Raw genomic sequence first — 22041 nt, 5'->3', positions numbered from 1 at the left:
ACAAGCAAAGTTTTTGGGAAGGGAGGGGCGCGGGGAGGGGAACCTTTTGTTCACAAAAGGTTCCCCTCCCCGCAAACAGAAAAACACCCCTCCAACAACAGGAGACCGCATGATCGCCATTCAAACGGAGACATTCGCGCATGTGCGGGAGGAGGCATTGCCGCTGACCCGCGCCCACTGGGACGAGGTGGAGGCCGCGCTGCACGGCCCTGAGACCGCCCCCCTTGATGCGGAGCAGTATGCCCGCTGGGAGGCGCTGGACATGCTGCACATCAGCACGCTGCGGCAGGACGGCCGCCTGGCCGGTTATGCCGCCTTCAGCCTTTGCCCCTGTCCGCACCGGCCAGGCGTGCGGCTGGCGGCGCTGGACGGGCTGTATCTTGCGCCCGGACTGCGTGGCGGGCTTGCCGTCCTGCGGCTGTTGCGTCAGGCGGAAACGGCGCTGGCGGCGCGGGGCGTCGGGCTCATCCAGTACAGTTCGCCCGCCTCTCGTCCTTGCGATGCGCTCTATCGCCGTCTGGGCGCACGCCACACCGAAACCATCTGGCACAAGGAGGTACGCTGATGGCCGTCGCCAGCACCACCGCCGCCGTGATCAGCGCCGCCGTAGCGCTGGCCGGCACTGCCGCCGGGGCCTACGGCGCCATACGACAGGCCGAAAGCGCCCGGCAGCAGCAGGAATATCAGGCAAAGCTCGCCAACCGGCAGGCGCAGATAGCGGAGCAAAATGCCCAGCAGCAGGAGGAAGCCGCCCGGCAGAGCCGCCGGGAAGGCTACGAGGCCGCCGTACAGAAACGGCAGGAGGCCGCGCGCATCATCGGGCAGCAGAGAGCGGCCGCCGGGGCGTCCGGCAGCCAGATCGACGCGGGCAGCGCGCTGGACGTCAATCTGGATACTGCCGAAAAGGGAGAGATAGACGCCTTTTCCCAGCGGGAACAGGGCTTGCGGGCCGCCCACAACAGCGAACTTGCCGCCTGGAGCTCGCGCAACAGCGCGGAAAGCTCGGCCCTGCAGGCCCAGTATCACCAGCAGCAGGCCACGACCGATTACCTCGGCCTCTCACAGAGCCTGCTCGGCAGCGCCCAGAAAGCCGGGCGCAACTTCCAGCTCCTCACCGGCCGCGGCCCCACGCTGGGCTAGCGGCAGCCGTCCGCGCGGGGATATCCCCGCGCGACGGCCATGCAAGATCTCCGTCAGTCGCGACGGGGCAGGTTTTTCTGCCGGCCGCGGGCAATGCCCATCTCCCCGTCCGGGACGTCCTTGGTGATCACCGACCCCGCGCCGATGAGCGTATCCGCGCCCACGCGCACCGGCGCCACCAGCGCCGTATTGCTGCCGATGAAGGCGCGCTCCCCGATGCGGGTCTGGAATTTGTTCTTGCCGTCGTAATTGCAGGTGATGGTGCCCGCGCCGATATTGCTGCCTGCGCCAATGTCCGCATCGCCCAGATAGGTCAGATGGTTGGCCTTGGCCCCCCTGCCGAGACGCGCCTTTTTCAGCTCCACGAAGTTGCCCACATGCGACTCCGCTTCCAGCACGGCTCCGGGCCGCAGCCGGGCATACGGGCCCACCTGCGTGTCCGGCCCCACTTCCGCGCGTTCCAGATGGCAGAAGGAGCGGATATCCGCCCCGGCCGCCACCTCGCTTTCCCGGATGACGCAATGCGAGGCGATGCTTGCGCCGCCACGGATGACGGATCTTCCGTAGATCTCGCAGGGGCCGGTGATCTCGGCTCCCGGTTCCACAGTGGCCAGCGGGCTGATGCGCACGCTCTCCGGCGCATGCAGCATGACCCCGGACGCCAGCAGGGCCGTATTGACGCGCCGGCGCAGGATCTCCTCGCAGCTGCTCAGTTCCAGCGGCGAATTGATGCCCAGCAGGCTGGTGTCGTTGCCGCACTGCACGCCCAGCACCGGCATGTTTTCCGCAACGGCCAGTCCCACCAGATCCGTGATGTAGTATTCCCCGCTCTTGTTGGCATTGGTCAGACGCGGCAGCAGCCGGGCGGCCTGTTCCAGCTTCAGGGAATACATGCCCGCGTTGACCTCGCCCGTGGCCGCGCCGAAGGTTTCCAGACAGTAGTCCTTGGCTTCCACGATGGCGCTGACGCCGCCTTCCTCATTGCGCACAACCCGCCCGTACGCGCCGGGCTCATCCAGCACGATGGTGGCAAAGGCCACGTCCGCCTCGGCCGCACCTTCCCAGAAGTGGCGCACCAGCTCGGCGGTGATCAGCGGCGTATCCCCGTTGACCACGAGCAGGCGCTCCACGCCGGCGGCTTCCAGCTGCGGCATGGCCGTTTGCAGGGCGTGCCCCGTGCCGAGCTGCTGCTCCTGGAGCACAAAACGTTCATCGGGAAAGGCCGCGCGCACCATGTCGCTGCCGTGTCCCACGACTATCCAGACATTTTCTCCGAAGACGGGACGCAGCGCCTCCCGCACATGACGGAGCATGGATTCCCCAAGCAGGGTCTGCAAGACCTTGGGCTTGCGGGAATGCATGCGCGTCCCCTTGCCTGCCGCCAATATCAGGGCTGCCTCTTTCGGCATGACCACTTCTCCTTTTTACCTGCGAATGTGTTGCGGGGAAGATAGCCCCCGGCAGACGGCAAGGCAAGTGCCGCCCCCTCTGCCCGCGCGACAGGACGGCAACATTCAGGTGACGTTTTGCCGCCCGGGCCGGGCGAACCCGGCGTCCGCCGGCGCATCACGCCGCGGAACGCCGGGTTCGCCACACGCCGCACGTCCCGGCGGCGCATCGTCAACGCGGACCGGGAGCGGATCGGCCTGGATCGGGGTTAGACCGTGCCGGAACCGTGGCACACGGGGCAGGGCACGTTATTGCCGCAGCGGGCGCAGCTGCCCGGCAGGATGGTTTTCTTGCCCTGGCAGCGGGGGCAGGTCTGCTCCCCGGCAGCGGTTTTCACCACACCGGAGCCAAGGCAGTCGGGACAGACGATGCGCAGCTGATGGTTCCAGCAGGCGCCGCAGGTTACGCGACCGATACCGTCGCACTGGGGACAGGTACTCATAAGGGCCTCCTCGGCAGGTCTGCATGCCTGCCGGCAGATGAAGCATCCGGCCACAGCCGCCCGCCGGATGCAGGATGCAGGGCGGTTATGCATCACACTAGGCCCTGCCTCTGGCGGCGTCAACCACTGCCGCCCGAATCTTCCGGCCCGTATCCCTTCCCCTTGCCGGAACGCGTACCTCTCCTGGATGTACGCTTTTTCTTGACATATAAATTTTTTGTTTATATTTAGTATAAAAAATTAACAAAAGAAAATTTTTATTGTCATTTCCCCTTGGAGAGTAAAAATGAGCGATACCCCTACGTGCGACAGCACACTTTCCCGTCTCATGAAGGCTCTGGAAGCCCGCTCGGATGCCGAGCTGGCCCGCGCCCTGGGCATCAGCCCGCAATCGGTGAGCGGGGCCCGCCGCCGGGGCGAAGTGCCGCCGGCCTGGGTGCAGCTCTGCGCCGAAAAGACCGGCTGCAATGCGCACTGGCTGTTCTTCGGTCAGGGGCCCATGTTCCTGCCGCCCCATCTGACGGACGGGACAGGCAGTGCGGACGGAGAAACAGGGGCGGACATGATCACCATCCCGCTGGTGGAGGCGCGCCTCTCCGCCGGGACGGGCAGCCTTGAGGTCAACGGCGGTACGGAAGGCGGGCACGCCTTTCGCGGCGACTTCCTCCGGCGCAAGGGCAATCCCCGCCGCATGGTGCTCATGCGCGTTTCCGGAGACAGCATGGTGCCGGAGATCTTCGACAACGACCTTGTGCTGCTGGATCAGGGCCAGACGGAAATCACGCCCGGCCGCCTGTATGCCGTCGGATTCGAGGACGCCATCTACATCAAGCGCATCGACATGCTGCCCGGCAAGATCATCCTGCGCAGCGTCAATCCAGCTTATGCGCCGGTGACCCTCGACCTGCGGGGCGACTGCGCGGAGCAGTTCCGCGTCATCGGACGCGTGCTCTGGTCGGGACGGGAATACCGTTAGCGCGTTTTGCCTGTGAAGAAGGCAAGGTGCAATGCGGCGGCACAGCCCGCCCGGCAGACGCCGCAGCAGAAGCATGTCCGTCTGAAAAAGCAACCCCGGTGCGCAGACTTTTTCCGCTGCACGCCGGGGCGATCCTTCTACCGCTTGCCAGTGCGGGGCCGTCCATCGGCTGTTCATCGCAAGCAGGCGGCATGCCGTTGGGCATCAGCTTTAGCCTGAAAAGCGGACTGACAAGGCGAGCCCGCTAGCACTCTTTACATGCCGTGTTTTTCTGGCGCGCATGCCGCATGCGGATGCCTATGCCGGCGGCCTTGTGCGCCAGCATCCGCAGGAGAAAGACGCCATGCTGCACGCGCTGGCGGAAGCTTTCTTTCAGGACGGCCCTGTGGCGCTGATAGAACGCCTTTCCCCAGGCCACTGGCGGGACAGTGCAAAATAAAAACGAGTTCACATAAAAAACAGGGTTCCTTTGGGACGGGATGACAGGGTTCCTTCCAATTGGAGCAGCCTGGGGAACCGCAGTCCTCTGAAAGGAGATGACTGGAGCTTTTAGGCCTTCCGGCAGGCTGGCGGCAAGTTCTCGAACAAAGAACCCCCGAAATTCCAGATTGAGATCTTCCTGTACCCTGTTCGTGCCATTGTGTATATCCAGAAGGTCATATGCGCCGCTCTCAGGGCCGTCGCTCCAGAACAGGATACCGGAAATATATCCCGCATCTTGAGGGAAAACAATATTTCCCTGCTGCTGCGTATCTATGGCGGAGCACTCCATTTCCATTAACGATGTTGCGATCCTCTTTCGATTGTCACACAGTTGCTTGTCTGACAAATAAAATCCTATATCTTCACTGAAAGGGAGGCGGCGTATCGTAGGCTTCGACCCGGCGATGGCCTCAAGGATGGCGTGAGCGATCTTCTGCTGGAATCCCCGTGAGTAGTGGGCATGGTCGCGGAAAAGCTCTTCACGCGGTATGCCCGAAAAGCGCCGGGATATGTCTATACAGGCCACGTCAAAAAGCCGCGCCATATTCACATAGAACTCGACCATCTTCCTGTTGCCCGAACTCACGGTCAACAGAAGGAATATGGGGACAGTCCCGGATTTTCTCAATCGCTCGAAAATAAATGCCCAATACGCAAGGATCAGGTGCTTGCTCAGCCGCTTTTGCCGCCAAAAGCCGTAGTCATTGCTGCAGCAGTCGAATATGACATATTCATATCTATCAGCCAGATCATATTTAAGGAGGGAAAACACGGCATGGAGCGATGAACAGGCCCCCAGCCCGTAGATGTCCACCTGATGCGGTAGCAGACTCTGCAGAAACTGTCCGTAGCCATCCTTGATGATGGCATTGCTTGTGCCGACGACAGCTATTTTCTTCATAGGATTTCCCGCCTGTGGAAAAAAACGGAAAAACAGGAAGATCGCAACAAACCGGCAAGCGTTTTTCCCGGCACGTTCCGCCGGAAAGATTTCAGGAGGCCTGACAGGCGGCGCCTCTCATGCTGCCTATACAGAGCGGTTCTGTTCCGTCAGCTTGAGCGGCCGTCCTCTTCCCCTCCGAATACAGAGGGAATGGCTCTTGCGGCTATCTTTGGACGAACTCGCCATGCCCCAAGCCATCTGGCAGTATGAACGCTCTCTCGTGGAAAACGATGCACAGACCGGCCTGCGCATCCTTTCCTTCATGTTCCTGCTGTATAATTTTTATTTATATAAAATAATCTATACAATTTCAAGCAGGATCTCATGCCGTGTGAAGAGCCCGCGCATGACATCGAAGAGACCCCGGTATGGCGCTGGAACCTGCTGCCGCTTATTCGCCGCAGCGTGCGGAAGAAAGGAAGAGGCTGTGAGAAGGAGGGATCAAGAAAACCGCGCGTGCTCGGCGGCAGGCGGCTTTCCCGGAATGTCCCATGACGAGAAGAATTGGCGGATCTAAGGCGTTGCGACAAGCAGGCGGACATGCCGCGCGGTATCGGTGTCGCCCTGAAAGCCGGACGGACAGGGAACGAACGTCACTTAGGCATTTTTGCGTGAGGAAAGCTTCCCGCAAGCTTGTCGCATACGAGTGACTGCACTGGCTGCCTTTTGCGCCAGCATCCGCAGGAGAAAGACGCCATACTGCACACGCTGGCGGAAGCTTTCTTTCAGGACGGCCTTGTGGCGCTGGTAGAACGCCTTTCCCCAGGCCACTGGCGGGACAGTGCAAAATAAAAACGAATTCACATAAAAGAGAGGATTCCTTTTGAGCGGGATGGAATCCACATGGGAAGTCGCGGCTTGCTGAAAAGAGATGACAGGAGCCTTCAGGCCTTCCGGCAGGCTGGCGGCAAGCTCCCGGACAAAAAAGCCCCGATACTCCAGATTGAGATCTTCCTGTACCCTGTTCGTGGCATCGTGTATATCCAGAAGGTCGTACACGCCGCCCTCAGGGCCGTCGCTCCAGAACAAGATACCGGAAATATACCCGGCATCTTGGGGGAAAACGATATTATCCTGCCGTGTATCTATGGCATAGCATTCCATTTCCATTAATGATGTTGCGATCCTTTTTCGATTGTCACACAGTTGCTTGTCTGACAAATAAAATCCTATATCGTCGCTGAAAGGGAGACTGCGTATCGTACGCTTCGGCCCGGCGACGGTCTCAAGGATGGCGTGAGCGATCTTCTGCTGGAATCCCCGCGAGTAGTGGGCATGATCGCGGAAAAGCTCTTCACGCGGTATGCCCGAAAAGCGCCGGGATATGTCTATATAGGCCGCGTCAAAAAGCCGTGCCATATTTATATAAAAATCGACCATCTTCCTGTTGCCCGAACTTACGGTCAACAGAAGGAATATGGGGACAGTCCTGGATTTTCTCAGTCGCTCGAAAATGAATGCCCAATACGCAAGGATCAAATACTTGCTTAGTCGTTTTTGCCGCCAATAACTGTAGTCATTGATACAAAAGTCAAACAGCACATATTCATATTTGTCAATTACTTCACGCGAAAGAAGCAAAAAAACAGCATTGATTGATGAGCAAGCCCCCAATCCATATATATCCACCTGTCCAGGCAGCAACTCGAGCAAAAACTGTCCGTAGCCATCCTTAATGATGGAATTGCTCGTACCAATAACAGCTATCTTTTTCATAACAATGTCAACCTGCTAAAAAGCCGGGAAAACACAAACCCAGTCCGACAGGGCGGCAGGCTGTTTCCCCGGCTTTTCAGTGCTGCAAAAGTCCCATCTGTGCAAACAGACTCCATTTTCTTGAGCTATGCCTCGGCTACCGTACTTTTGGGGGGAACCGTGCTTGTAATCACATACACTTGCCGCCACCAAGCCGGCGTCCCAGCCAGCTACAGGAACACAACTGGGTCGCCGCTCCAGAAAAAACTGATCCTCCATCCAGTATTTTCATTTTACACGCCACGACGACCTTCACAGAGTCCATAGCGAATATAATGATAGAAGGGATTCATGCCGCTTGCAGCAACATCGGAATTTGTCTGCTCATAGGCGCTCGTCGAAAACCAGGGCGCGGGGTCGCGGCCTTCTTTTGCCCCACGGCGGACATAATGCCAAACGGGATCGATGCCTGCCTCAGCGACGTCTGGGTAACGCTCAAGATACCATCCCGTATCGAAGAGACCGGAACGCCGGATGACATAAGCCTGTCGTGCCGAGGCCCAAGAGAACGGCGCGAGACATGAGCGGAGCAGAGAGACGAGAGTCTGCGGCTTCGTCGGGCATGGCGTCTCTCTCTCTCTCTCTCTCTCTCTCTCTCTCTCTCTCAAAAGCATCCCTGTAACGTTGATAGAACTGCTCACCCCAGGCAACAGGTGGAACATTGCAAAACAATACGGAATTGACATAGAAAATATGATTCAAACGTTCTTTTTGAATTTCCTCTTGATGCCTTGTCGGCTCAACAAGAGAAACAGGCTGCGGCTTAAATGAAATTACGGGATTCTTTACCCCACCAGGTACGCCATTAGCTACCTCTCGAGCAAAAAAACCTTTAAAAGATAAATTAAAATTTTTTCGCATCACTGTACTATCATTACATATATAAACGGGATCACACTGCTTTCCTTCCGGCCCATTACTCCAGAAAAGCATTCCTGAAATATAACGTCCATCTTGCGGAAAAACAATATCAGGGCTATTTTGCGTATTTATCTCATAACACTGCATCTTACGAATTGCCGTCGACACTTCTTTTTGCACATCAGATAATTTACACTTAGACAAAGAAAACTCAATATCCTCCATAAGAGGAACATATCGTATATCGCGTTTTTGCCTATTCATGACATCAAGGATGGCGCGCGATATCTGTTTTTGATACTCTACGCAATAGTGCCCCATGCTATCGCGAAAAAGATTTTCTCTAGGTATAGAAGAAAAGAGAAAAGAAATATCTACATATTCAATATTAAAAAAATCTGAAATCGCAATATAAAAATCAACAATATCACGACAATAATGCATATTTGGCAATAAAAGGAGGACTGGCGTTGTTTTTGATCTCCTCAAAATGTTAAAAATAAAAGACCAATAAGAAATCAATAAAAATTTATTTATCGACTTTGCTTTCTCAAAATAGAATTCATTGATACAGAAATCAAACACTACATATTCATATTTATCAACTATATCATACTTAAGAAGTGAAAACACCGCATTAATCGAAGAACACCCCCCCAATCCCAAACTATCTACCTGACCTGGCAATAACTCCTGCAAAAACTGTCCATAGCCATCCTTCATGATGGAATTGCTTGTTCCGACAAGGGCAATCTTTTTCATATCTTCCTCCTCGCTTCAGCGGGGTAATCAAAAGTCATACGTAAACATAAAAAGCCGGGAAAACACAACCCCTGTCCGGCAGGACGGCAGGCTGTTTCCCCGGCTTTTTCCCGTCAGATACAGGACGGACGGCAGACCTCTTGCTAGCGCAGCGCAGCGGCGATGTCGGCAGGCGAGGAAGAAGCGGAAAGGACGCGACCGTCGGCAATAAGGGCGGGCAGGCCGGAAAGATTGTAGTACCGGGTGAGCTGGACGGCCTGATACATGTTCACGCTGCCGGCGTCATAGCAGTGGCTCGTGACGTCCATTTCCTGACTGGCGGGAACGGGCGGATTCAGGCGCTGCAGATAGGCATAGTGGATGGGAAAGTCCGTGGACTGCACCGTGGCGTCATACTCGTTGGTGAAGGGGATGGCCTTGCCGCGCGTCTTCTTCTGCCCGGCCTTCACTTCGTTCCAGCGGTCGAGGGCATAGGTCAGATAGGACATGGCCTGCCCCTTGCGTTCATAGGAGATCCAGATGGCCAGGCCCATGAGATCCGTGCCGTAATTCTCGCGGCTGTTGGCAAAGACCACGATCTTGGTCCGCGACGGATCGAGCGAGCGCGACGCCTCGACCACCCTGTCCCAGAGCGCCGCGCTGGCCGGATTGGCGAAATCCAGCAGCACCATGAGCTCATGCGGGGCCTTCTTGTCGCCGAAGACCACGGGATAGATCTCCTCGCGCCAGTGCGCACGGTAGGCGGCTTCCTTTTCGATGCGCTGGGCGCTGCCGCCCATCTGGGGCAGCATGGCCTGCCCGGCGTCGCTCAGCTCACGCGTATTGGGCAGTTTTTCCTGCATCCAGGGATTGAACAGGTTGGGCCCGCCGGCAGCGGCCGCCCCCGTGGCGGCCACCGTGCCGTCCGGCGCGGAGACCTGCGTGGCCGGCGGCGTGTCCGCCGTATCGGACGATCCCATAAAACCGCAGCCCGTCAGCAGGCCGCCCGTCAGCAGGACACTCAGCACAAGCCCAGTCCGTACATAATGCTGCAACATGAATCCCTCTCCTGTCTCTTAGAGCATTTCAGTGTGAAACGCTGTGCGTTTCCAACCCTACGGCCTGTCGTTTCGCGGAAAAAATGCGATTTTTCCGCGTGGTTCGGGCCGGGCGGCGCTGTGCCGCCACCTTGCGTTTTGCCTTTTTCAAAGGCCAAAAGCCCTTATACGGTATGACATTGTGCCACGGCCTGCGCCAGATGGCGCAGCCAGATGGCGGCAAAACCGGAATATTCCGCCATGCCGTGCAGGATCGGGCAGCAGTCGTGCCCGGCCCTTTCCAGTCGCGAGCGCCAGGAATGTTCCTGCGCGCCCGCCATATCCTCAAGGGCATGTCTGCCCACCACCGAAAGCAGCGGCATGAGCCAGACCCGCCGGGACGTGAGGCGCGGCAGCAGCGTTTCCAGCTCCAGCGGCCCGCTCATGGCTCCCACATGGATGTGGGCATCCAGTCCGCTCACGGCACGGGCAAGATCGCCATAGCGCGACATGGCCGGATGCCGCGCGCCATGCCCCATGAGCACCACGTCTTCCTCAGGCCGGCGCTCCGGCGGCAGATGCGCCAGGACGGCGCGCGCCGCTTCCGCGATGTCCGCGGCATCGTTGAGCAGGGGGGCCCCCAGCTGCAGGCGCAGGGCGGAGGTGGCCGCCACTTCGTCCAAAATGGCCCGCACCTCGCCGTGTTCGTCGCCGGGGATGCTGTGCAGAGGCTGTACGGCCACCTGCCGGAAGCCCTCGAACTGCAGACGGCGCAGCGCCTTCAATACGGAATCGCTTTTCTGCCGGGCCTGCGCCAGCCGTTCGCGCAAAAGCAGCGACGTATACGCCCAGCGCACGGGCCTGTCGGGAAAGGCCGCCCGTACCTGCGCGTCAAAATCGCGCAAGGCGCCCTGGGCCTGTTGCCCCGTCGCCCCGAAAGCCACCAGCAGGATAGCGCATTTCATTTTTCCAGTATAGGCCACTTGCCGCACGGAAGCAAGGCGGCAGCATATGGAGTTGACCGCCGTAATGCGCGGAGGTAACATGAAAAGAGGAGGTTGTCATGGCCAAAGCGCTGGTTCTTGGAGGCGCCACCGGATTGCTGGGACAGGCCCTTGTGCGGGTATTGTCCCACCGTGGCTGGCAGGTGGAAACGCTGGGTCGCTGCGACGGCAATCTGCAGGATATGAATTTTCTGCAGCAGCGTCTGGAGCGGGCCGAAGCGGACGTGGTTTTCAATACCGTCGCCTGGACGCAGGTGGACGATGCGGAAGATCATCCCGAGGAAGCTCTGCTCATCAATCGCACCCTGCCCGATGCCCTTGCCCGATCGCTCCGCAACATCGGTTCCGGCCTGCTGGTGCACTACGGGACGGACTTCGTCTTCGGCGGCAACAGCGGCAGGGCGCTTACCGAAGCGGATACGCCCTGCCCGGTCTCCGTCTACGGCAAGACCAAGCTGGCCGGGGAGCAGGCCGTGCTGAACGAGCTGCCGGACCGCTCCCTCGTGCTGCGGACGGCCTGGCTGTTCGGCCCCGGACGCCGCAACTTCGTGCAGACCATCCTCGACGCCTGCCGGCGGCGGGATGTGATCAGCGTGGTGCATGACCAGAACGGCTCGCCCACCTATACGCTGGATCTGGCCCTCTGGAGCGCCCGTCTGGCCGAAGCCGGACAGACCGGGCTCTGGCACGCCGCCAACAGCGGCAGGGCCAGCTGGTGCGAACTGGCCTGCGAGGCCGTGGCCCTGGCCGGCAGCCCCTGCCGCGTGGAGCCCATCCCCGGCTCCGCCTGGCCGCAAAAGGCCCGCCGCCCCGCCTTTTCCGTGCTCAATTGCGACAAGCTGGCGCAGTTCCTTGGCGAAACGCCGCGCCCGTGGCCGCAGGCCCTGCGTGACTATCTTTTCCGTGAAGGGGGCGCCCAATGCTGAGTCTGCTTCCCACCGGCCGCCTGACGCGGCGCGTCTTGTCCCTGCTGCTGCTCGGCTGCCTGCTCACAGGCGGGACAGCCCAGGCCCGCCCGCAAAACCTGCAGGAGCTGGCCAACATCAATAAAAAGCTGACGGAAAGCGGCATCGAATACGGACAGATCCCCTCCCTCTACCGTCCCCGCTTCGACCGCATGCAGGATGCCGGCCTCAGCCTGAACTCCGAAGACGTGGTCTTTGTGGTCATGCTGCCTGACGGGCCGCGCATCTATCCGCAAAAATACCTTGTCTGGCATCAGGTCATCAACGAGGTGGTGGACGATCACGCCTACGCCATCACCTATAGTCCCATCACCGGCGGTTTTGCCGCCTATGACGCCTCCATGGGCGGATTGAACCTCATCTTTGACGCCGAAGGCCGCTTGTATGACGGCAACTCCGTGCTCATCGACCGCAACTCCGGCAGTCTCTGGCTGCAGGAGCTGGGCATGGCCTTCGACGGCAGCCTGCTGGGACGCGGCATGCCCATCGTGCCCAGTTACTGGACGACCTGGGAACCGGCCAAGCGCACCTTCCCCGGGGCCAAGGTGCTCTCGCGCCCGCCGGGACGCCGCCCCTACGGGCGCGACCCTTACGGGGACTACCGCAAGGACGACACCTATTATACCAATGACGAGCTGGTCTACCCCGTCGAACGCGTGGACAGGCGCTTCCCCCGCAAAACCCAGATGTTCTGCCTGGAGCATCAGGGCGCGCTCATCGCCCTGGACATCAACTACGTCAAGAAGAAGGGCGCGGTGAACTTCTTCGTGGGACCGTCGGCCCTGGTCGCCGTGCACGACAAGAAGCTGGACGTGGTGCGCGTCTTCAACCGTCAGGTCTGGGCGGAGCCCTTCCTCTTCGTCTATTCCGGCAACCAGTTCATAGACATCTCCACCCGCAGCATCTGGGACCCCGCCACGGGCGTTTGCCTTGAGGGCAACCTCAAGGGCGCCAACATGCCCCAGTATTTCGGCAGCTACTCCATGTGGTTCGCCTGGGCCAGCATGAATCCGGAAACGCTCTTCATCCCCGGCCCGGGGGAAGTCCCTGAGAACCTGTTGCAGATCACCCCGCTGGGGCCGGCGCCCGAAAGCATGCCGGCCGGCGCGCCGCTTCCCGGCCAGCCGGGCGGCGGTCAGACGGCCGCCGTGCCCGCCGGGATGGCAGCACCGCAGAACGTCCCTGCCGGCGCCATGCCTCAGAGCATGCCGCAGGGCAGACTGCAGAACGTCCCCTATCCGGGACAGGTCATGCCCCAGGGAGCCGCCCAGCCGCCCGTTGCCGCTGGTCAACCGGCAGCCGTGCCCGGCGTGCCCGCGACTCCCGCGCCCATGACGGCTCCCGCCGCGGGCGTGCCCGGACAGACGGGCGCCGTCCCGCCGCCAACCGCCGGAGGAGCGGCTCCCGGCTTCGCCACTTCGCCCGGCGGCTATCCCGCGCAACCTGCGGGAGGCCCGGCGGGCAATGTCCCCATGACGGCTCCGGCCGCGGGAACGCCCGTACAGGCCGGCGGCAGTACCGCCACCGGCGCCGTGGTGCCGCCCGGGGCGGCGCTGGCCCCCCTGCCCATGCCCGCCGCGCCCACGGCCGCTCCGGCGCGGAACTAAGTCTTCATACGGCAGTCGCACGCCGTTTTCCCTGCTTCCTGCAGGTCACGGGAGCCAAATGGCCGCCCGCGACTTGCAGGAAGCTTGTTTTGTCCGTATACTGAACAAAAATTCGTTCTCCCGTCCCGGGAGACTGTAAAGGGAGCTGCTCGCATGATTGCCATTATTCTGGGCGCGGGACGTGGCGCCAGTCTCAAGGAACTCACCGAGGACAAACCCACCAGTCTCATCGAGCTGGGAGGAAAAACGCTGGTCCGCTGGCAGTGCGAGGCGCTGGAAGCCGCCAAGGCGCGCCGCATCTGCGTGGTGCGCGGCTACCGCTCCGAGCAGCTCACTCCCGAGGCTGCGGGCCTGCCCCCCAACAGCTTTGAAACGGTGGAAAATACGGACTGGCTGCACGGCAGCCTGCTGTCCGGCCTGCGCTGCGTGGCCCCGTGGATCGACATGGCCCTGGCTGAAGACGAGGACGGCATCATCGTCAGTCATGCCGACGCCCTCTATCCGGCCAACCATATCCTGGCTCTGGCCAATGCCGTGGAGCCCGTCGCCATTACCTACGACACCCGCTGGCAGACCCTGTGGATGCAGCGTTTCGGCGATCCGCTCATGAACGCCGAGACCTTCGTGCATGAGGATGGCCGCCTGCTGGAAGTCGGCTTCCGCCCGGAAGATCCCGACGACATCCAGGGGCAGTACATGGGGCTCATCCGCTTCTCTCCCAAAGGCTGGAGCTACGCCAAAAAGCATCTCAACCAGCTGGGCAACGCCTGTGACCACACGGACATGACCACCTTCATCCAGCGTCTGGTGGACGACGACGTGCTGGTGCAGGCCGTTCCGGTGGTGGGACACTGGGTGGAAGTGGACAGCCGGGAGGACTACTACACCTACAAGCGGGCCCTCGAGCGTACCGGCTGGTCGCATGACTGGCGTGTCACCTCCCCCAACGGCTAAGGACGGCATATCCTGCCTGCCGTAAAGCCGCCTTTTTCATACGCCGGCGTTGCCGGGAAAAAATCGACCTTGCGACATGCCGCCGCCTGTCCGATTTTTTCCCGGCATCTTGCCGTATGCCCCCCGACGCTTGCCGGCGGCACAGAGAGGGAGCCTGCCCGGAACAGCGCGCAAGTCTCCCGGCGCTTCGCCGCATGGCCGAGGGACGGCATGCCGGCATGCCGCCTTTTGCCGGCGCGCCCTGCCGGGCGGGACATGCCGTGAAGAGACGATCTTTACTCCGAACGCGAACGCGCAACGGACAGCGCGATACTTCCGTACCGCGCCCTGCGTCGCGGACGCCATAAAGGAAAGCAGCCATGAGTCAGCTGAAGGAAGCCCAGGCATGGATAGACGAGCACTCCCGGCAACAGCCTGTCCTCTGCTTCTGCATCCACTGGGAAGACCGCATCCCGGACGAGTACTTCCGGGAGATCTACCGGCATATCGAAAAAGACTTTGCCCTCTGCACGCTCTCCACGCTGGAGCCTGACAAGTTCTCCATGCCCGGCCCCATCTTCACGGTCTCCCGGCAGGAGCTGAAAGATTTGCGGGGCGTCCGCATCTTCGTCTCCACCGATCAGTACCAGAACGACTTTCCGGACGACGCCTTTGTGGCGGCCTTTCCCCACTCCTTCCTCGGCTACAACACGCCCCTGGCCTTCCCCGGCTGGCAGAGCCGGATATACTTCCAGGATGCCTATTTCACCACCACGCCGCAAACGCTCAGAGATGCCGCCCTGATCAGGGAAGAGCTGGAAGGGAGCTGCAATCCCGCCCATGTCCGCCGCAAGCGCCCGTTCTATACCTTTTTTCCCGTGGGCTGCCCACGCATAGCCACTGTGCAGGCCCATCTGCGTGAGATGGACTGCGAGCAGGACACCATCCTTTATGCCCCCACCGGCTACTGGACCAATCCCTACGACCCGCGCAACCGCATGATCGGCGAATTCGCCCCGCCGATGATCGATGCCCTGCTGCGGAAATTTCCCGAGTACCGCATCTGCTTCCGCCCCTGCGTCACTTCCTGGAATCACCCGGACGTCCAGAAGCTCATCTCGCTTTTTGAAGGGCATCCCCGCTTTGCCGTCAGCCGTGACTTCGACCATCTGCCCGAATTTGCCCGCGCCATCACGCTCGTCACCGAATACTCCAACATCGGCGAGGTGTTTGCCCTTTCCGCGCTGCGGCCTGAAGTACGCTGCACGCTGGAGGCGCAGCGCAAGCATCTGACCATCAGCCCCACCGGGGTGCTGGTCAGCGTGTTCGACAATGTGGCCCAAGCCGTCAAGATCGCCCTGGACATGCCCCGGGAACGCTGGGAACGTCACATCCGCTCCTGTTACGGACAATATATCTACGATCCCGCCCAGACCATGCCCCGCATACGGCAGGCCCTGCGCGCCGTGGCCCGGGGAGAAAGCCTGCGCGAGTCGGTCGCCGTACGGCGCGTCGAAGGCAACAAGAAGGCGTGGGACAAAGAGGATTTTCTGCGCCGCATCCTGCGCCCCGGCTTCGTCGAGCACCAGTGCGCCCGGGATTTCTGGCGCAGCTACCCCGATGAACCGGCGGCCCTGGCCATGTATCTGCTCATCATGCGGACAGTGTATCCTCCCTACCGCATTTATACCGAGCTTTCCGAAAGCCAGCGCGAATACATGGAAAAGATGACCGGCCACCCCCTTTCGCCGGAGATGCGCTTTGCGGACATCACCGCCGCCCAGCTTGAGAACCTGCTGATATCCGCCCTGCAGAAAGCCCGGCAGGAAGGGGATGTGAAGCTCAGCATCATCCTGCTCAGCGTACTGGAAAATATGGAACGTCTTCCGCTGAACGATCCGGAATTCCACTTCAGCGAATAGCGTCCACAGGGAGGATCAGGGCCGGCCGGCACGCATCGTCATCCTGCGGCATCGCCGTACAGCCCGCCAGCAGAGCCGCCCCGCCCAGCAGCGTCCGGCGCGACAGACAGCGCAACCCCGCCCCGTACAGGCAGCCCTCCAGTCCGCCATGCGCCAGCCAGTCCCGCCCCGCGGCCGAGGCCCTGCCCCACGGCCGCAGTCCCGGCAGCAGACGCGCGGCACAGGCGGCGGCCAGCCCCAGATTGCGTTCGGCGGGCACGAACTCCGCCAGCCACAGCGTCCGGCAGGCGCAGGCGCAGGCGCAGGCCAGGGCGCAGGCCTCCGCAAAGGGCAGCGGATGCAGGACGTAGCCCAGACGCAGCACGGGTATCCCGCCCACAGGCCGGTCCAGCAGGGCAGCCGGCGCGGGCAGCGCATCCGGCGCGCCGTTCTCCGGCCAGGGGACGCAGCCACGCAACGCGCGGCGCAGGCGGCTCCCCGGCTGCCGCTCCTCCGTCCAGTCCGCGCCCATCCGCCGCGCACAGGCCGTCAATCGCTGACGGAAGACCGGCGGCAGCACATCCCCGACCCGCATCATGCGCCGCCGTCCGGACGGGCGCTCTGCTGCCGCACGCTTGCCAGACGCCGCAGCAGGCAGGCGCGTACGGCGGCGTACGGCCCCTCCTGCGGCAACCCCAGCAGCAGCCGCTCCGCATGCGGGCTTTCGGCAAAAAGCCGCCGGCTGCACGCAAAGTGCATGTCGTCAAGCCAGGTCCCCAGCAGCACACGAAAATCATTGACGCTCCGCAGGTCCGTATAGGAGGCCACCCGCCCCTGCAGGGCATCTTCCAGCACCTTGCCGCTCACCTTGTCCGCCGTGTCCGGCAGGCCCAGCACCACCGTGGGGCAATAGGGACGCGGGCCGGAAAGGTGCTCGTCCATGACCCGCAGGATATCCAGCTTATCCGCATCGCGTACGGTCCAGGCCACACAGGCCATGTCATCAGGCAGAGCGGCCGGCAGGGCGTAACGGTTGTGCAGGGCCACAGCCGTCAGGACCAGCCGCCGTACCGTCGCGTCCTCCTGCGCAAGCCGCCCCTCCCGCTTGAGGATGGCCGCCCCCCAGAGCCCGTGATTGCGCGAATCCCGGTCCCGAAACGTGCCGTAGCGCAAATACTGCGCGAAACGGGCCACATCGTGGTAGAGGGCCGCCAGCAGACAGGCCCGGACGATGTGCGGGGCAAAGCCTTCTTCCTGTGCCATGCGCCGGGCGTACCCCAGCACGGCACGGGTATGTTGTTCCTTGAGGCGCATGGGCCCGGCGTCGCCCTCACAAAGGGCATACTGCCGTTCGGCATATCCGGCGAACCAGCTTTCGTGTACGGCGATATCTTCGGATTCTGACGGGAAGGGCGTTTTCATGAACAGCGGTATACGCCCCGGGGAAAACAACGGCAAGGCCTCCCGGCCCCGTCGCCCTGGCCCCGCCGTCCGGAAGCTCGACTTTTTCCTCCGCTCCCGGCATAGTCGGAACGGCTTACGGCCCTGCCCCGGCGCATCTTGCGCTGCGGTCGCATGGTTCTTTCGTCCCAGACCTTTTTCCTTCCCCGGCAATGGAGGCACCTCATGACCGCACACCGCCTCGCCCTCTATCTGACCTCGCGCAGCTTGCTGTACTTCCGGCATGTCATCGGCCATATGCCCGTCGATGACGTGGACATCCTCGTCCCGACCGCGCTCCTGCAGGAAGGCAGGGACGGCTGCCCCGCCTTCGGAGAGCTTGAAGACATGGGCTACCGTTTCTCCGCCGTGGAGCAGGCGGGGGGCAGCTATGGCGCGGTGGGCGTTGCCGGCTTTCAGGATCTGAAGCAGCACCCGGCCCTGGCTTCGCTAGCCGGCCGGCACGTCTTCCTGCTGCACGCCTCCTCCTTCATCTTCCTGCCGGACGATGCCCCCTTTACCCATGTGCTCTGCCAGTTCCCCCGCCAGATCAATCTGGGGGAGGTTCCCCTGTCGGACAGGGTGCAGGAAGTCTACCCGGCAGGCCCCTACCAGCTCGGCGAATGGGCATCGCTGCGCCACCTCCCCAAAAAGCTGCGGCTGGAGCTTTTGCAAAAAGAGCTCGGCACGGCCGTTCCGCCGGACAGGGAGCTGATCCTCTATTGCGGCGGGCTGCATGACCAGCCCGACGAGCAGGTCGATGCCGTGCGTCAGCTGGCCGATACCCGTACCGTCCTGTTCAAGCCTTTTTATGACCATCCGGCCTATGAAGCCCTGAGCGACATCGCCGGAACCCACCTGATCAGGAACAGCGTCCAGGTCTCTCCCAATGCCATGCGCTTTGCGGCGGACATCATCCTGGCCTCGCCTCTTTCCGGCGTCTTCACCACCTGCCTGTTGCTGCGTCAGCGCGTCATCCCCTTTTTCACCTGGCATCAGAGTTTCGTACGCGATCGCGACGCCTTCGCGCCGTGGAAAGCGCGCCTGCCGCTGGAGAACACCCTGCCCGAAGTGCATATCGCCCGCAAGCTGGGTGGCCCCTACGACAACAAGACCCTCCCCGTTTTGAAAAAACATCTGAGCAATCTGTGCTACTGGCAGAACTACGGTACCGCGCAAGAGGCGCTCCTGCGCAGCTTCTTTGGCGACTATCGCATTGAGGGGGCCGCCATGCGGGCGGCCCGCGGCCTGCTCAATGTGGCGCGCTACGGCGTCTTTGCGCCCGAGGGCCAGACGGAAACGGCCTGACCGCCCCTGCCCCGGCGTACGACGGCCTTTTTCGTCCGGGGCGTCTGAAGCGTCCGGCGGGGCCGCGTCCGTTATCCGGCAGACATCCCCGCCGGGACGCGGGAAGGGCTGCCACGCCACGTCCGCGAAAGGGGACAAACGTCGCGCAGCCCCACCGGATGCCGTCCGTCAATCCTCGCGCAGCACGCCCAGTTCGCGCATCTTGTCCTGCAGGACGGTGCGGGCCTCATCGCGCTTGTCGCTCGCCAACAGGGCAAAGTAAAAGGCGAACTTGGTCGTCCCGTCGCCGGAAGCAAGCTGGAGCCGCAGCCTGGAGCCTGAATATCTGGCCTCGCGGATGCTGGCGTAGGGGATGCTGACCAGATCGCTTGTCCAAACGCCGGAGACGCATTCCAGATGATCCCGGTACAGGATGCAGGCATGTCTGCCCAAACGCTGCCGGCTCTGGACGAGCCTGACGATGCCCATGATGAAACAGACCACGCTCCCCGACATGATCGATGTGCCGTGGTACAGTGCGAAAAAGAAGAGCGCGACGCTCCCCAGCACGAGCGTCCAGCCCCACGCCCGCTCGTCCGCGAAGCCGAAGGCCGCAAGCGGCGTTTCGTCCGTCGCCGCGGCAGGCGCTTCCTCACATGCCGCGACTCCCTCGGAGCGCGGCGCGGCCTTGGCCGGCACGACAGGCGCTGCCGCGGTGGCGGATATGCCGTCGGAGCCCGCAGGAGACTCGGGGCCGCCGCACTTCTCCTCCTCCGCAGGCTCCGCAGCCGCCACGGCCGACGTTTCCGCTGCGGCCGGCTGCCGGCTTTCAGGCGCGGCGGTCTCCGTAAACGCGGCACTGCGGAGCTTGTCCCGGCACTGCAGGCAGCCGATCAGGCAGATCAGACCGATGGGCACGAAGATGGCGCTGCCCACCGCGCCGAGGATGCCCCCCGCCGGATCGCCGCGAACCAGCATGGCTATGCCGGCGCCCGTCAGGAGCAGACAGCCGACCATGACGGTGATGAAGACCGCGGCCACCGTTCCGCCATCCGCCGCCATGTCGCTGATGCCCCATAGGGCCACCAGCACATTGATCACAAAGCCCACCCAGATCTTCTCATTGAGCTTTTCCACCTCTCCTCCCTTGCGGTCTTCCCGCCGCTCTTTTCTTCCTTTTCCGCTGCGGGGAGCGTGCCGCGGGCCGCTCCACTTACGGAGACGTCCGCCCGCTCTCTCGCGCGGGCATCATTTCTCGTGCAGTACGCCCAGTTCGCGCATCCTGCCTTCAAACGCCTCACGGGCTTCCACGCGCTCCGAATCTTTGATCTGGTCAAGAGAGAAGCTGACCTTTTCCGTTTCGCCGTCATCATCAAGATACAGCTCGAAACGGTTGCCGCGACGCTCGACCTTGCGGATGCGATCATAAGGGATGTGGCGCATCTCGCAATTCGACGTGCTGACGCTGCACTCCAGATGCGTCCGGTACAGACTGAGGGCCTGCTTGTCCCGCTGCTGGCGTCCCTGGATGATCAGCTTGAGGCCCATGCCCCAGAGGGATATGGCGCCGGCAAGGGGCATGACGGATCTCGCCAGGAACACGAGAAACAGCAGGATGATCCCCAGCACGACAAAGCCCCAGCCAAACAGGCTCACGTCGGCAAAGCCATAGGAGGCCAGCGGGGCTTCCGACCGCGCGTCGGACGCCATCGTCGCGGCAGCCCTTTCGCCGGGCGCTGCGGGAGCCGCGGGGGAGACCGTCCCGTCCACAGGCGCCGCGTCCTCCTCTGGCCGAGGCCCGGCCGAGGTCGCCAGAGCCAGATTGCGGAGTTTGTCCGGGCACTGCAGGCAGCCAATCAGGCAGATCAGGACGATGGGCACGAGGATGGCGCTGCCCGCCGCGCCGGGCATGCCCCCGTCGGATCGCCATGCGCCGGCATGACCATGCCGCCAGCCGCCAAGAGCATGCCGCCGGCCATGACGGCCCTGAAGACCGCGGCCACCGTCCCGCCATCCGCCGCCCTGTCCTTGATGCCCCGCAGGGCCACCAGCACCTTGATCACAATGCCCACCCCCATCTTCCCATTGAGCTTTTCCACCTCTCCTCCCTTGCAGGTCTTCCTGCCGTCTGCTGTCGTATCTTTCCCGCCGCCATGAGCGCACAGGTCGTGTCCGCTTACGGAGAAATCCGCCCAGTCTCCCGCGCGGGCATCACTTCTCGTGCAACACGCCAAGCTCGCGCATCTTGTCCCGCAGGACGGCGTGGGCCTCAACACGCTTGTTGCGCGTCATCCGGCAAAAGTACACGGAGATCGTGGCCATACCGTCGCCGGAAACAAAACGGAGGCGCAGCCTGATGTATGAACATCCGGCCTCGCGGATGTCGGCATAGGGGATGCTGACCGGCTCGCTTGTCCACAAACCGGGGATACATTCCAGCCGGTCCCGGTACAGAGCGCAGACATGCTCCTGTTTGCGGCGGCAGGCCCGGACGATCCTGAATGCGCCAATGAGGGAGAAGACCTCGCCCCCTGCCATGATGACGCCGCCATCATGCAATATGCCGCCGTAATAAAACAGTCCGTAAAAGAAGGCCGCGAAGCCTCCCAGCATGTACAGCCAGCCCGCTGCCCGATCATCCGCGAAGCCGTAAGCCGCAAGCGGCGTTTCGGCCGTCGCGGCGGCCGCAGCCAGGGCGGCATTGCGCATCTTTTCCCGGCACTGCAGGCAGCCGATCAGGCAGATCAGGCCAATGGGCGCGAAGAGGATGCAGCCTGCCGCGCCAAGGATGCCCCCCGCCGGATTTCCACGAGCCAGCATGACCATGCCGGCGCCCGTCACGAGCAGGCCGCCGGCCATGAGGACGATGAGGCCGTCCGCCTCCGTCGGACCATTCAGCATGATGTCGCTGATGCCCAGCAGGACCAGCAGCATATTGAGCACGAAGCCCAGCCACGTTTTTACATTGAGCCTTCCCATCTCCCCTCCACCCTGCAGGCGCTAGGCTCAGGACTCATTACTCTTTTGTGAGGGGGAAGAAACCCCTTTTGCTCGCGGCAAAAAGGGGTTTCTTCCCC

The 22041-nt window shown here is 61.9% G+C and carries 21 protein-coding genes; 8 read left to right on the top strand and 13 right to left on the bottom strand.

The genetic code is table 11. The annotated features are described in order from the left end of the window. Nucleotides 1-109 precede the first annotated feature (109 nt). Entirely contained in the window at nt 110-565 is a 456-nt protein-coding gene (locus tag Q0K12_RS10020; RefSeq protein WP_297262534.1) for a GNAT family N-acetyltransferase, read from the top strand. Continuing rightward, the gene (locus Q0K12_RS10015; protein WP_297262532.1) at nt 565-1140 is read left to right on the top strand and encodes a hypothetical protein; all 576 of its coding nucleotides are present in this window, start codon (nt 565-567) and stop codon (nt 1138-1140) included. The genes Q0K12_RS10020 and Q0K12_RS10015 overlap by 1 nt, the downstream gene beginning before the upstream one ends. A gap of 53 nt (nt 1141-1193) precedes the next feature. On the opposite strand, the gene glmU is transcribed toward Q0K12_RS10015, so the two are convergent. Beyond that, nucleotides 1194-2549, bottom strand: coding sequence for a bifunctional UDP-N-acetylglucosamine diphosphorylase/glucosamine-1-phosphate N-acetyltransferase GlmU (glmU, locus tag Q0K12_RS10010; protein WP_297262530.1), 1356 nt, complete (start codon nt 2547-2549; stop codon nt 1194-1196). A 248-nt stretch (nt 2550-2797) separates the two neighbouring features. Continuing rightward, nucleotides 2798-3031: a molecular chaperone DnaJ gene (locus Q0K12_RS10005; RefSeq protein ID WP_297227224.1), complete on the bottom strand. Its 234-nt coding sequence runs from the start codon at nt 3029-3031 to the stop codon at nt 2798-2800. A gap of 286 nt (nt 3032-3317) precedes the next feature. Between Q0K12_RS10005 and Q0K12_RS10000 the strand changes: the two genes are divergently transcribed. Then, nucleotides 3318-4007 carry a helix-turn-helix transcriptional regulator gene (locus tag Q0K12_RS10000; RefSeq protein ID WP_297262529.1) on the top strand — a complete coding sequence of 230 codons (690 nt, stop codon included), beginning with the start codon at nt 3318-3320 and terminating at the stop codon, nt 4005-4007. A 244-nt stretch (nt 4008-4251) separates the two neighbouring features. Here the strand turns inward: Q0K12_RS10000 and Q0K12_RS09995 are convergent, their stop codons facing one another. The 5 genes from Q0K12_RS09995 to Q0K12_RS09975 form a co-directional block, all read right to left on the bottom strand. Continuing rightward, a complete protein-coding gene (locus Q0K12_RS09995) occupies nt 4252-5391 on the bottom strand; it encodes a hypothetical protein (protein WP_297262528.1) in 1140 nt (379 codons plus the stop codon). 639 nt (nt 5392-6030) lie between these two features. Continuing rightward, a complete protein-coding gene (locus tag Q0K12_RS09990; protein ID WP_297262526.1) occupies nt 6031-7149 on the bottom strand; it encodes a hypothetical protein in 1119 nt (372 codons plus the stop codon). A 474-nt stretch (nt 7150-7623) separates the two neighbouring features. Further along, nucleotides 7624-8811, bottom strand: coding sequence for a hypothetical protein (locus Q0K12_RS09985; RefSeq protein ID WP_297262524.1), 1188 nt, complete (start codon nt 8809-8811; stop codon nt 7624-7626). A gap of 143 nt (nt 8812-8954) precedes the next feature. Further along, nucleotides 8955-9848: a hypothetical protein gene (locus Q0K12_RS09980; RefSeq protein ID WP_297262522.1), complete on the bottom strand. Its 894-nt coding sequence runs from the start codon at nt 9846-9848 to the stop codon at nt 8955-8957. A 164-nt stretch (nt 9849-10012) separates the two neighbouring features. Continuing rightward, nucleotides 10013-10792 carry a sirohydrochlorin cobaltochelatase gene (locus Q0K12_RS09975; RefSeq protein WP_297262520.1) on the bottom strand — a complete coding sequence of 260 codons (780 nt, stop codon included), beginning with the start codon at nt 10790-10792 and terminating at the stop codon, nt 10013-10015. A gap of 98 nt (nt 10793-10890) precedes the next feature. Between Q0K12_RS09975 and rfbD the strand changes: the two genes are divergently transcribed. From rfbD to Q0K12_RS09955, 4 genes are all read left to right on the top strand, one after another. Next, complete coding sequence (gene rfbD / locus Q0K12_RS09970) at nt 10891-11757, top strand: dTDP-4-dehydrorhamnose reductase (RefSeq protein ID WP_297262518.1); 867 nt, start codon at nt 10891-10893, stop codon at nt 11755-11757. Then, entirely contained in the window at nt 11751-13403 is a 1653-nt protein-coding gene (locus tag Q0K12_RS09965; RefSeq protein WP_297262516.1) for a DUF3179 domain-containing (seleno)protein, read from the top strand. The genes rfbD and Q0K12_RS09965 overlap by 7 nt, the downstream gene beginning before the upstream one ends. 153 nt (nt 13404-13556) lie before the next feature. After that, complete coding sequence (locus tag Q0K12_RS09960) at nt 13557-14357, top strand: NTP transferase domain-containing protein (RefSeq protein WP_297262515.1); 801 nt, start codon at nt 13557-13559, stop codon at nt 14355-14357. 359 nt (nt 14358-14716) lie between these two features. After that, nucleotides 14717-16258: a hypothetical protein gene (locus Q0K12_RS09955; protein ID WP_297262513.1), complete on the top strand. Its 1542-nt coding sequence runs from the start codon at nt 14717-14719 to the stop codon at nt 16256-16258. Here the strand turns inward: Q0K12_RS09955 and Q0K12_RS09950 are convergent. Together Q0K12_RS09950 and Q0K12_RS09945 are read right to left on the bottom strand one after the other, a co-directional pair. Continuing rightward, entirely contained in the window at nt 16248-16835 is a 588-nt protein-coding gene (locus Q0K12_RS09950; protein ID WP_297262511.1) for a hypothetical protein, read from the bottom strand. The genes Q0K12_RS09955 and Q0K12_RS09950 overlap by 11 nt on opposite strands. Next, nucleotides 16832-17659, bottom strand: a complete 828-nt coding sequence (locus tag Q0K12_RS09945; protein ID WP_297262509.1) for an HD domain-containing protein — start codon at nt 17657-17659, stop codon at nt 16832-16834. Before Q0K12_RS09945 ends, Q0K12_RS09950 begins: the two co-directional genes overlap by 4 nt. Nucleotides 17660-17863: 204 nt before the next feature. Here Q0K12_RS09945 and Q0K12_RS09940 point away from each other — a divergent pair, with 204 nt between their 5' ends. Continuing rightward, complete coding sequence (locus Q0K12_RS09940) at nt 17864-18985, top strand: hypothetical protein (protein WP_297262507.1); 1122 nt, start codon at nt 17864-17866, stop codon at nt 18983-18985. A 168-nt stretch (nt 18986-19153) separates the two neighbouring features. Here the strand turns inward: Q0K12_RS09940 and Q0K12_RS09935 are convergent, their stop codons facing one another. The 4 genes from Q0K12_RS09935 to Q0K12_RS09920 form a co-directional block, all read right to left on the bottom strand. Next, nucleotides 19154-20101: a hypothetical protein gene (locus Q0K12_RS09935; RefSeq protein ID WP_297262505.1), complete on the bottom strand. Its 948-nt coding sequence runs from the start codon at nt 20099-20101 to the stop codon at nt 19154-19156. Between the two features lie 111 nt (nt 20102-20212). Next, nucleotides 20213-20875, bottom strand: a complete 663-nt coding sequence (locus tag Q0K12_RS09930) for a hypothetical protein (RefSeq protein ID WP_297262503.1) — start codon at nt 20873-20875, stop codon at nt 20213-20215. Then, a complete protein-coding gene (locus Q0K12_RS09925) occupies nt 20830-21063 on the bottom strand; it encodes a hypothetical protein (protein ID WP_297262501.1) in 234 nt (77 codons plus the stop codon). Before Q0K12_RS09925 ends, Q0K12_RS09930 begins: the two co-directional genes overlap by 46 nt. A 112-nt stretch (nt 21064-21175) precedes the next feature. Beyond that, nucleotides 21176-21943 carry a hypothetical protein gene (locus Q0K12_RS09920; protein WP_297262499.1) on the bottom strand — a complete coding sequence of 256 codons (768 nt, stop codon included), beginning with the start codon at nt 21941-21943 and terminating at the stop codon, nt 21176-21178. Nucleotides 21944-22041: the final 98 nt, after the last annotated feature.

This window comes from uncultured Desulfovibrio sp. (genome assembly GCF_944324525.1).
Lineage (GTDB): Bacteria > Desulfobacterota > Desulfovibrionia > Desulfovibrionales > Desulfovibrionaceae > Desulfovibrio.
This window is presented reverse-complemented; position numbering and strand designations above follow the sequence as displayed.

Bases quoted from the DNA above. Each gene is read 5' to 3' on its own strand.
- rfbD (WP_297262518.1), top strand. From the start codon at position 10,891: ATGGCCAAAGCGCTGGTTCTTGGAGGCGCCACCGGATTGCTGGGACAG.
- glmU (WP_297262530.1), bottom strand. From the start codon at position 2,549: ATGCCGAAAGAGGCAGCCCTGATATTGGCGGCAGGCAAGGGGACGCGC.
- Q0K12_RS10020 (WP_297262534.1), top strand. From the start codon at position 110: ATGATCGCCATTCAAACGGAGACATTCGCGCATGTGCGGGAGGAGGCA.
- Q0K12_RS10000 (WP_297262529.1), top strand. From the start codon at position 3,318: ATGAGCGATACCCCTACGTGCGACAGCACACTTTCCCGTCTCATGAAG.
- Q0K12_RS10005 (WP_297227224.1), bottom strand. From the start codon at position 3,031: ATGAGTACCTGTCCCCAGTGCGACGGTATCGGTCGCGTAACCTGCGGC.
- Q0K12_RS09995 (WP_297262528.1), bottom strand. From the start codon at position 5,391: ATGAAGAAAATAGCTGTCGTCGGCACAAGCAATGCCATCATCAAGGAT.
- Q0K12_RS10015 (WP_297262532.1), top strand. From the start codon at position 565: ATGGCCGTCGCCAGCACCACCGCCGCCGTGATCAGCGCCGCCGTAGCG.
- Q0K12_RS09955 (WP_297262513.1), top strand. From the start codon at position 14,717: ATGAGTCAGCTGAAGGAAGCCCAGGCATGGATAGACGAGCACTCCCGG.
- Q0K12_RS09950 (WP_297262511.1), bottom strand. From the start codon at position 16,835: ATGATGCGGGTCGGGGATGTGCTGCCGCCGGTCTTCCGTCAGCGATTG.
- Q0K12_RS09985 (WP_297262524.1), bottom strand. From the start codon at position 8,811: ATGAAAAAGATTGCCCTTGTCGGAACAAGCAATTCCATCATGAAGGAT.
- Q0K12_RS09965 (WP_297262516.1), top strand. From the start codon at position 11,751: ATGCTGAGTCTGCTTCCCACCGGCCGCCTGACGCGGCGCGTCTTGTCC.
- Q0K12_RS09920 (WP_297262499.1), bottom strand. From the start codon at position 21,943: ATGGGAAGGCTCAATGTAAAAACGTGGCTGGGCTTCGTGCTCAATATG.
- Q0K12_RS09990 (WP_297262526.1), bottom strand. From the start codon at position 7,149: ATGAAAAAGATAGCTGTTATTGGTACGAGCAATTCCATCATTAAGGAT.
- Q0K12_RS09930 (WP_297262503.1), bottom strand. From the start codon at position 20,875: ATGCCCGGCGCGGCGGGCAGCGCCATCCTCGTGCCCATCGTCCTGATC.
- Q0K12_RS09975 (WP_297262520.1), bottom strand. From the start codon at position 10,792: ATGAAATGCGCTATCCTGCTGGTGGCTTTCGGGGCGACGGGGCAACAG.
- Q0K12_RS09940 (WP_297262507.1), top strand. From the start codon at position 17,864: ATGACCGCACACCGCCTCGCCCTCTATCTGACCTCGCGCAGCTTGCTG.
- Q0K12_RS09960 (WP_297262515.1), top strand. From the start codon at position 13,557: ATGATTGCCATTATTCTGGGCGCGGGACGTGGCGCCAGTCTCAAGGAA.
- Q0K12_RS09980 (WP_297262522.1), bottom strand. From the start codon at position 9,848: ATGTTGCAGCATTATGTACGGACTGGGCTTGTGCTGAGTGTCCTGCTG.
- Q0K12_RS09945 (WP_297262509.1), bottom strand. From the start codon at position 17,659: ATGAAAACGCCCTTCCCGTCAGAATCCGAAGATATCGCCGTACACGAA.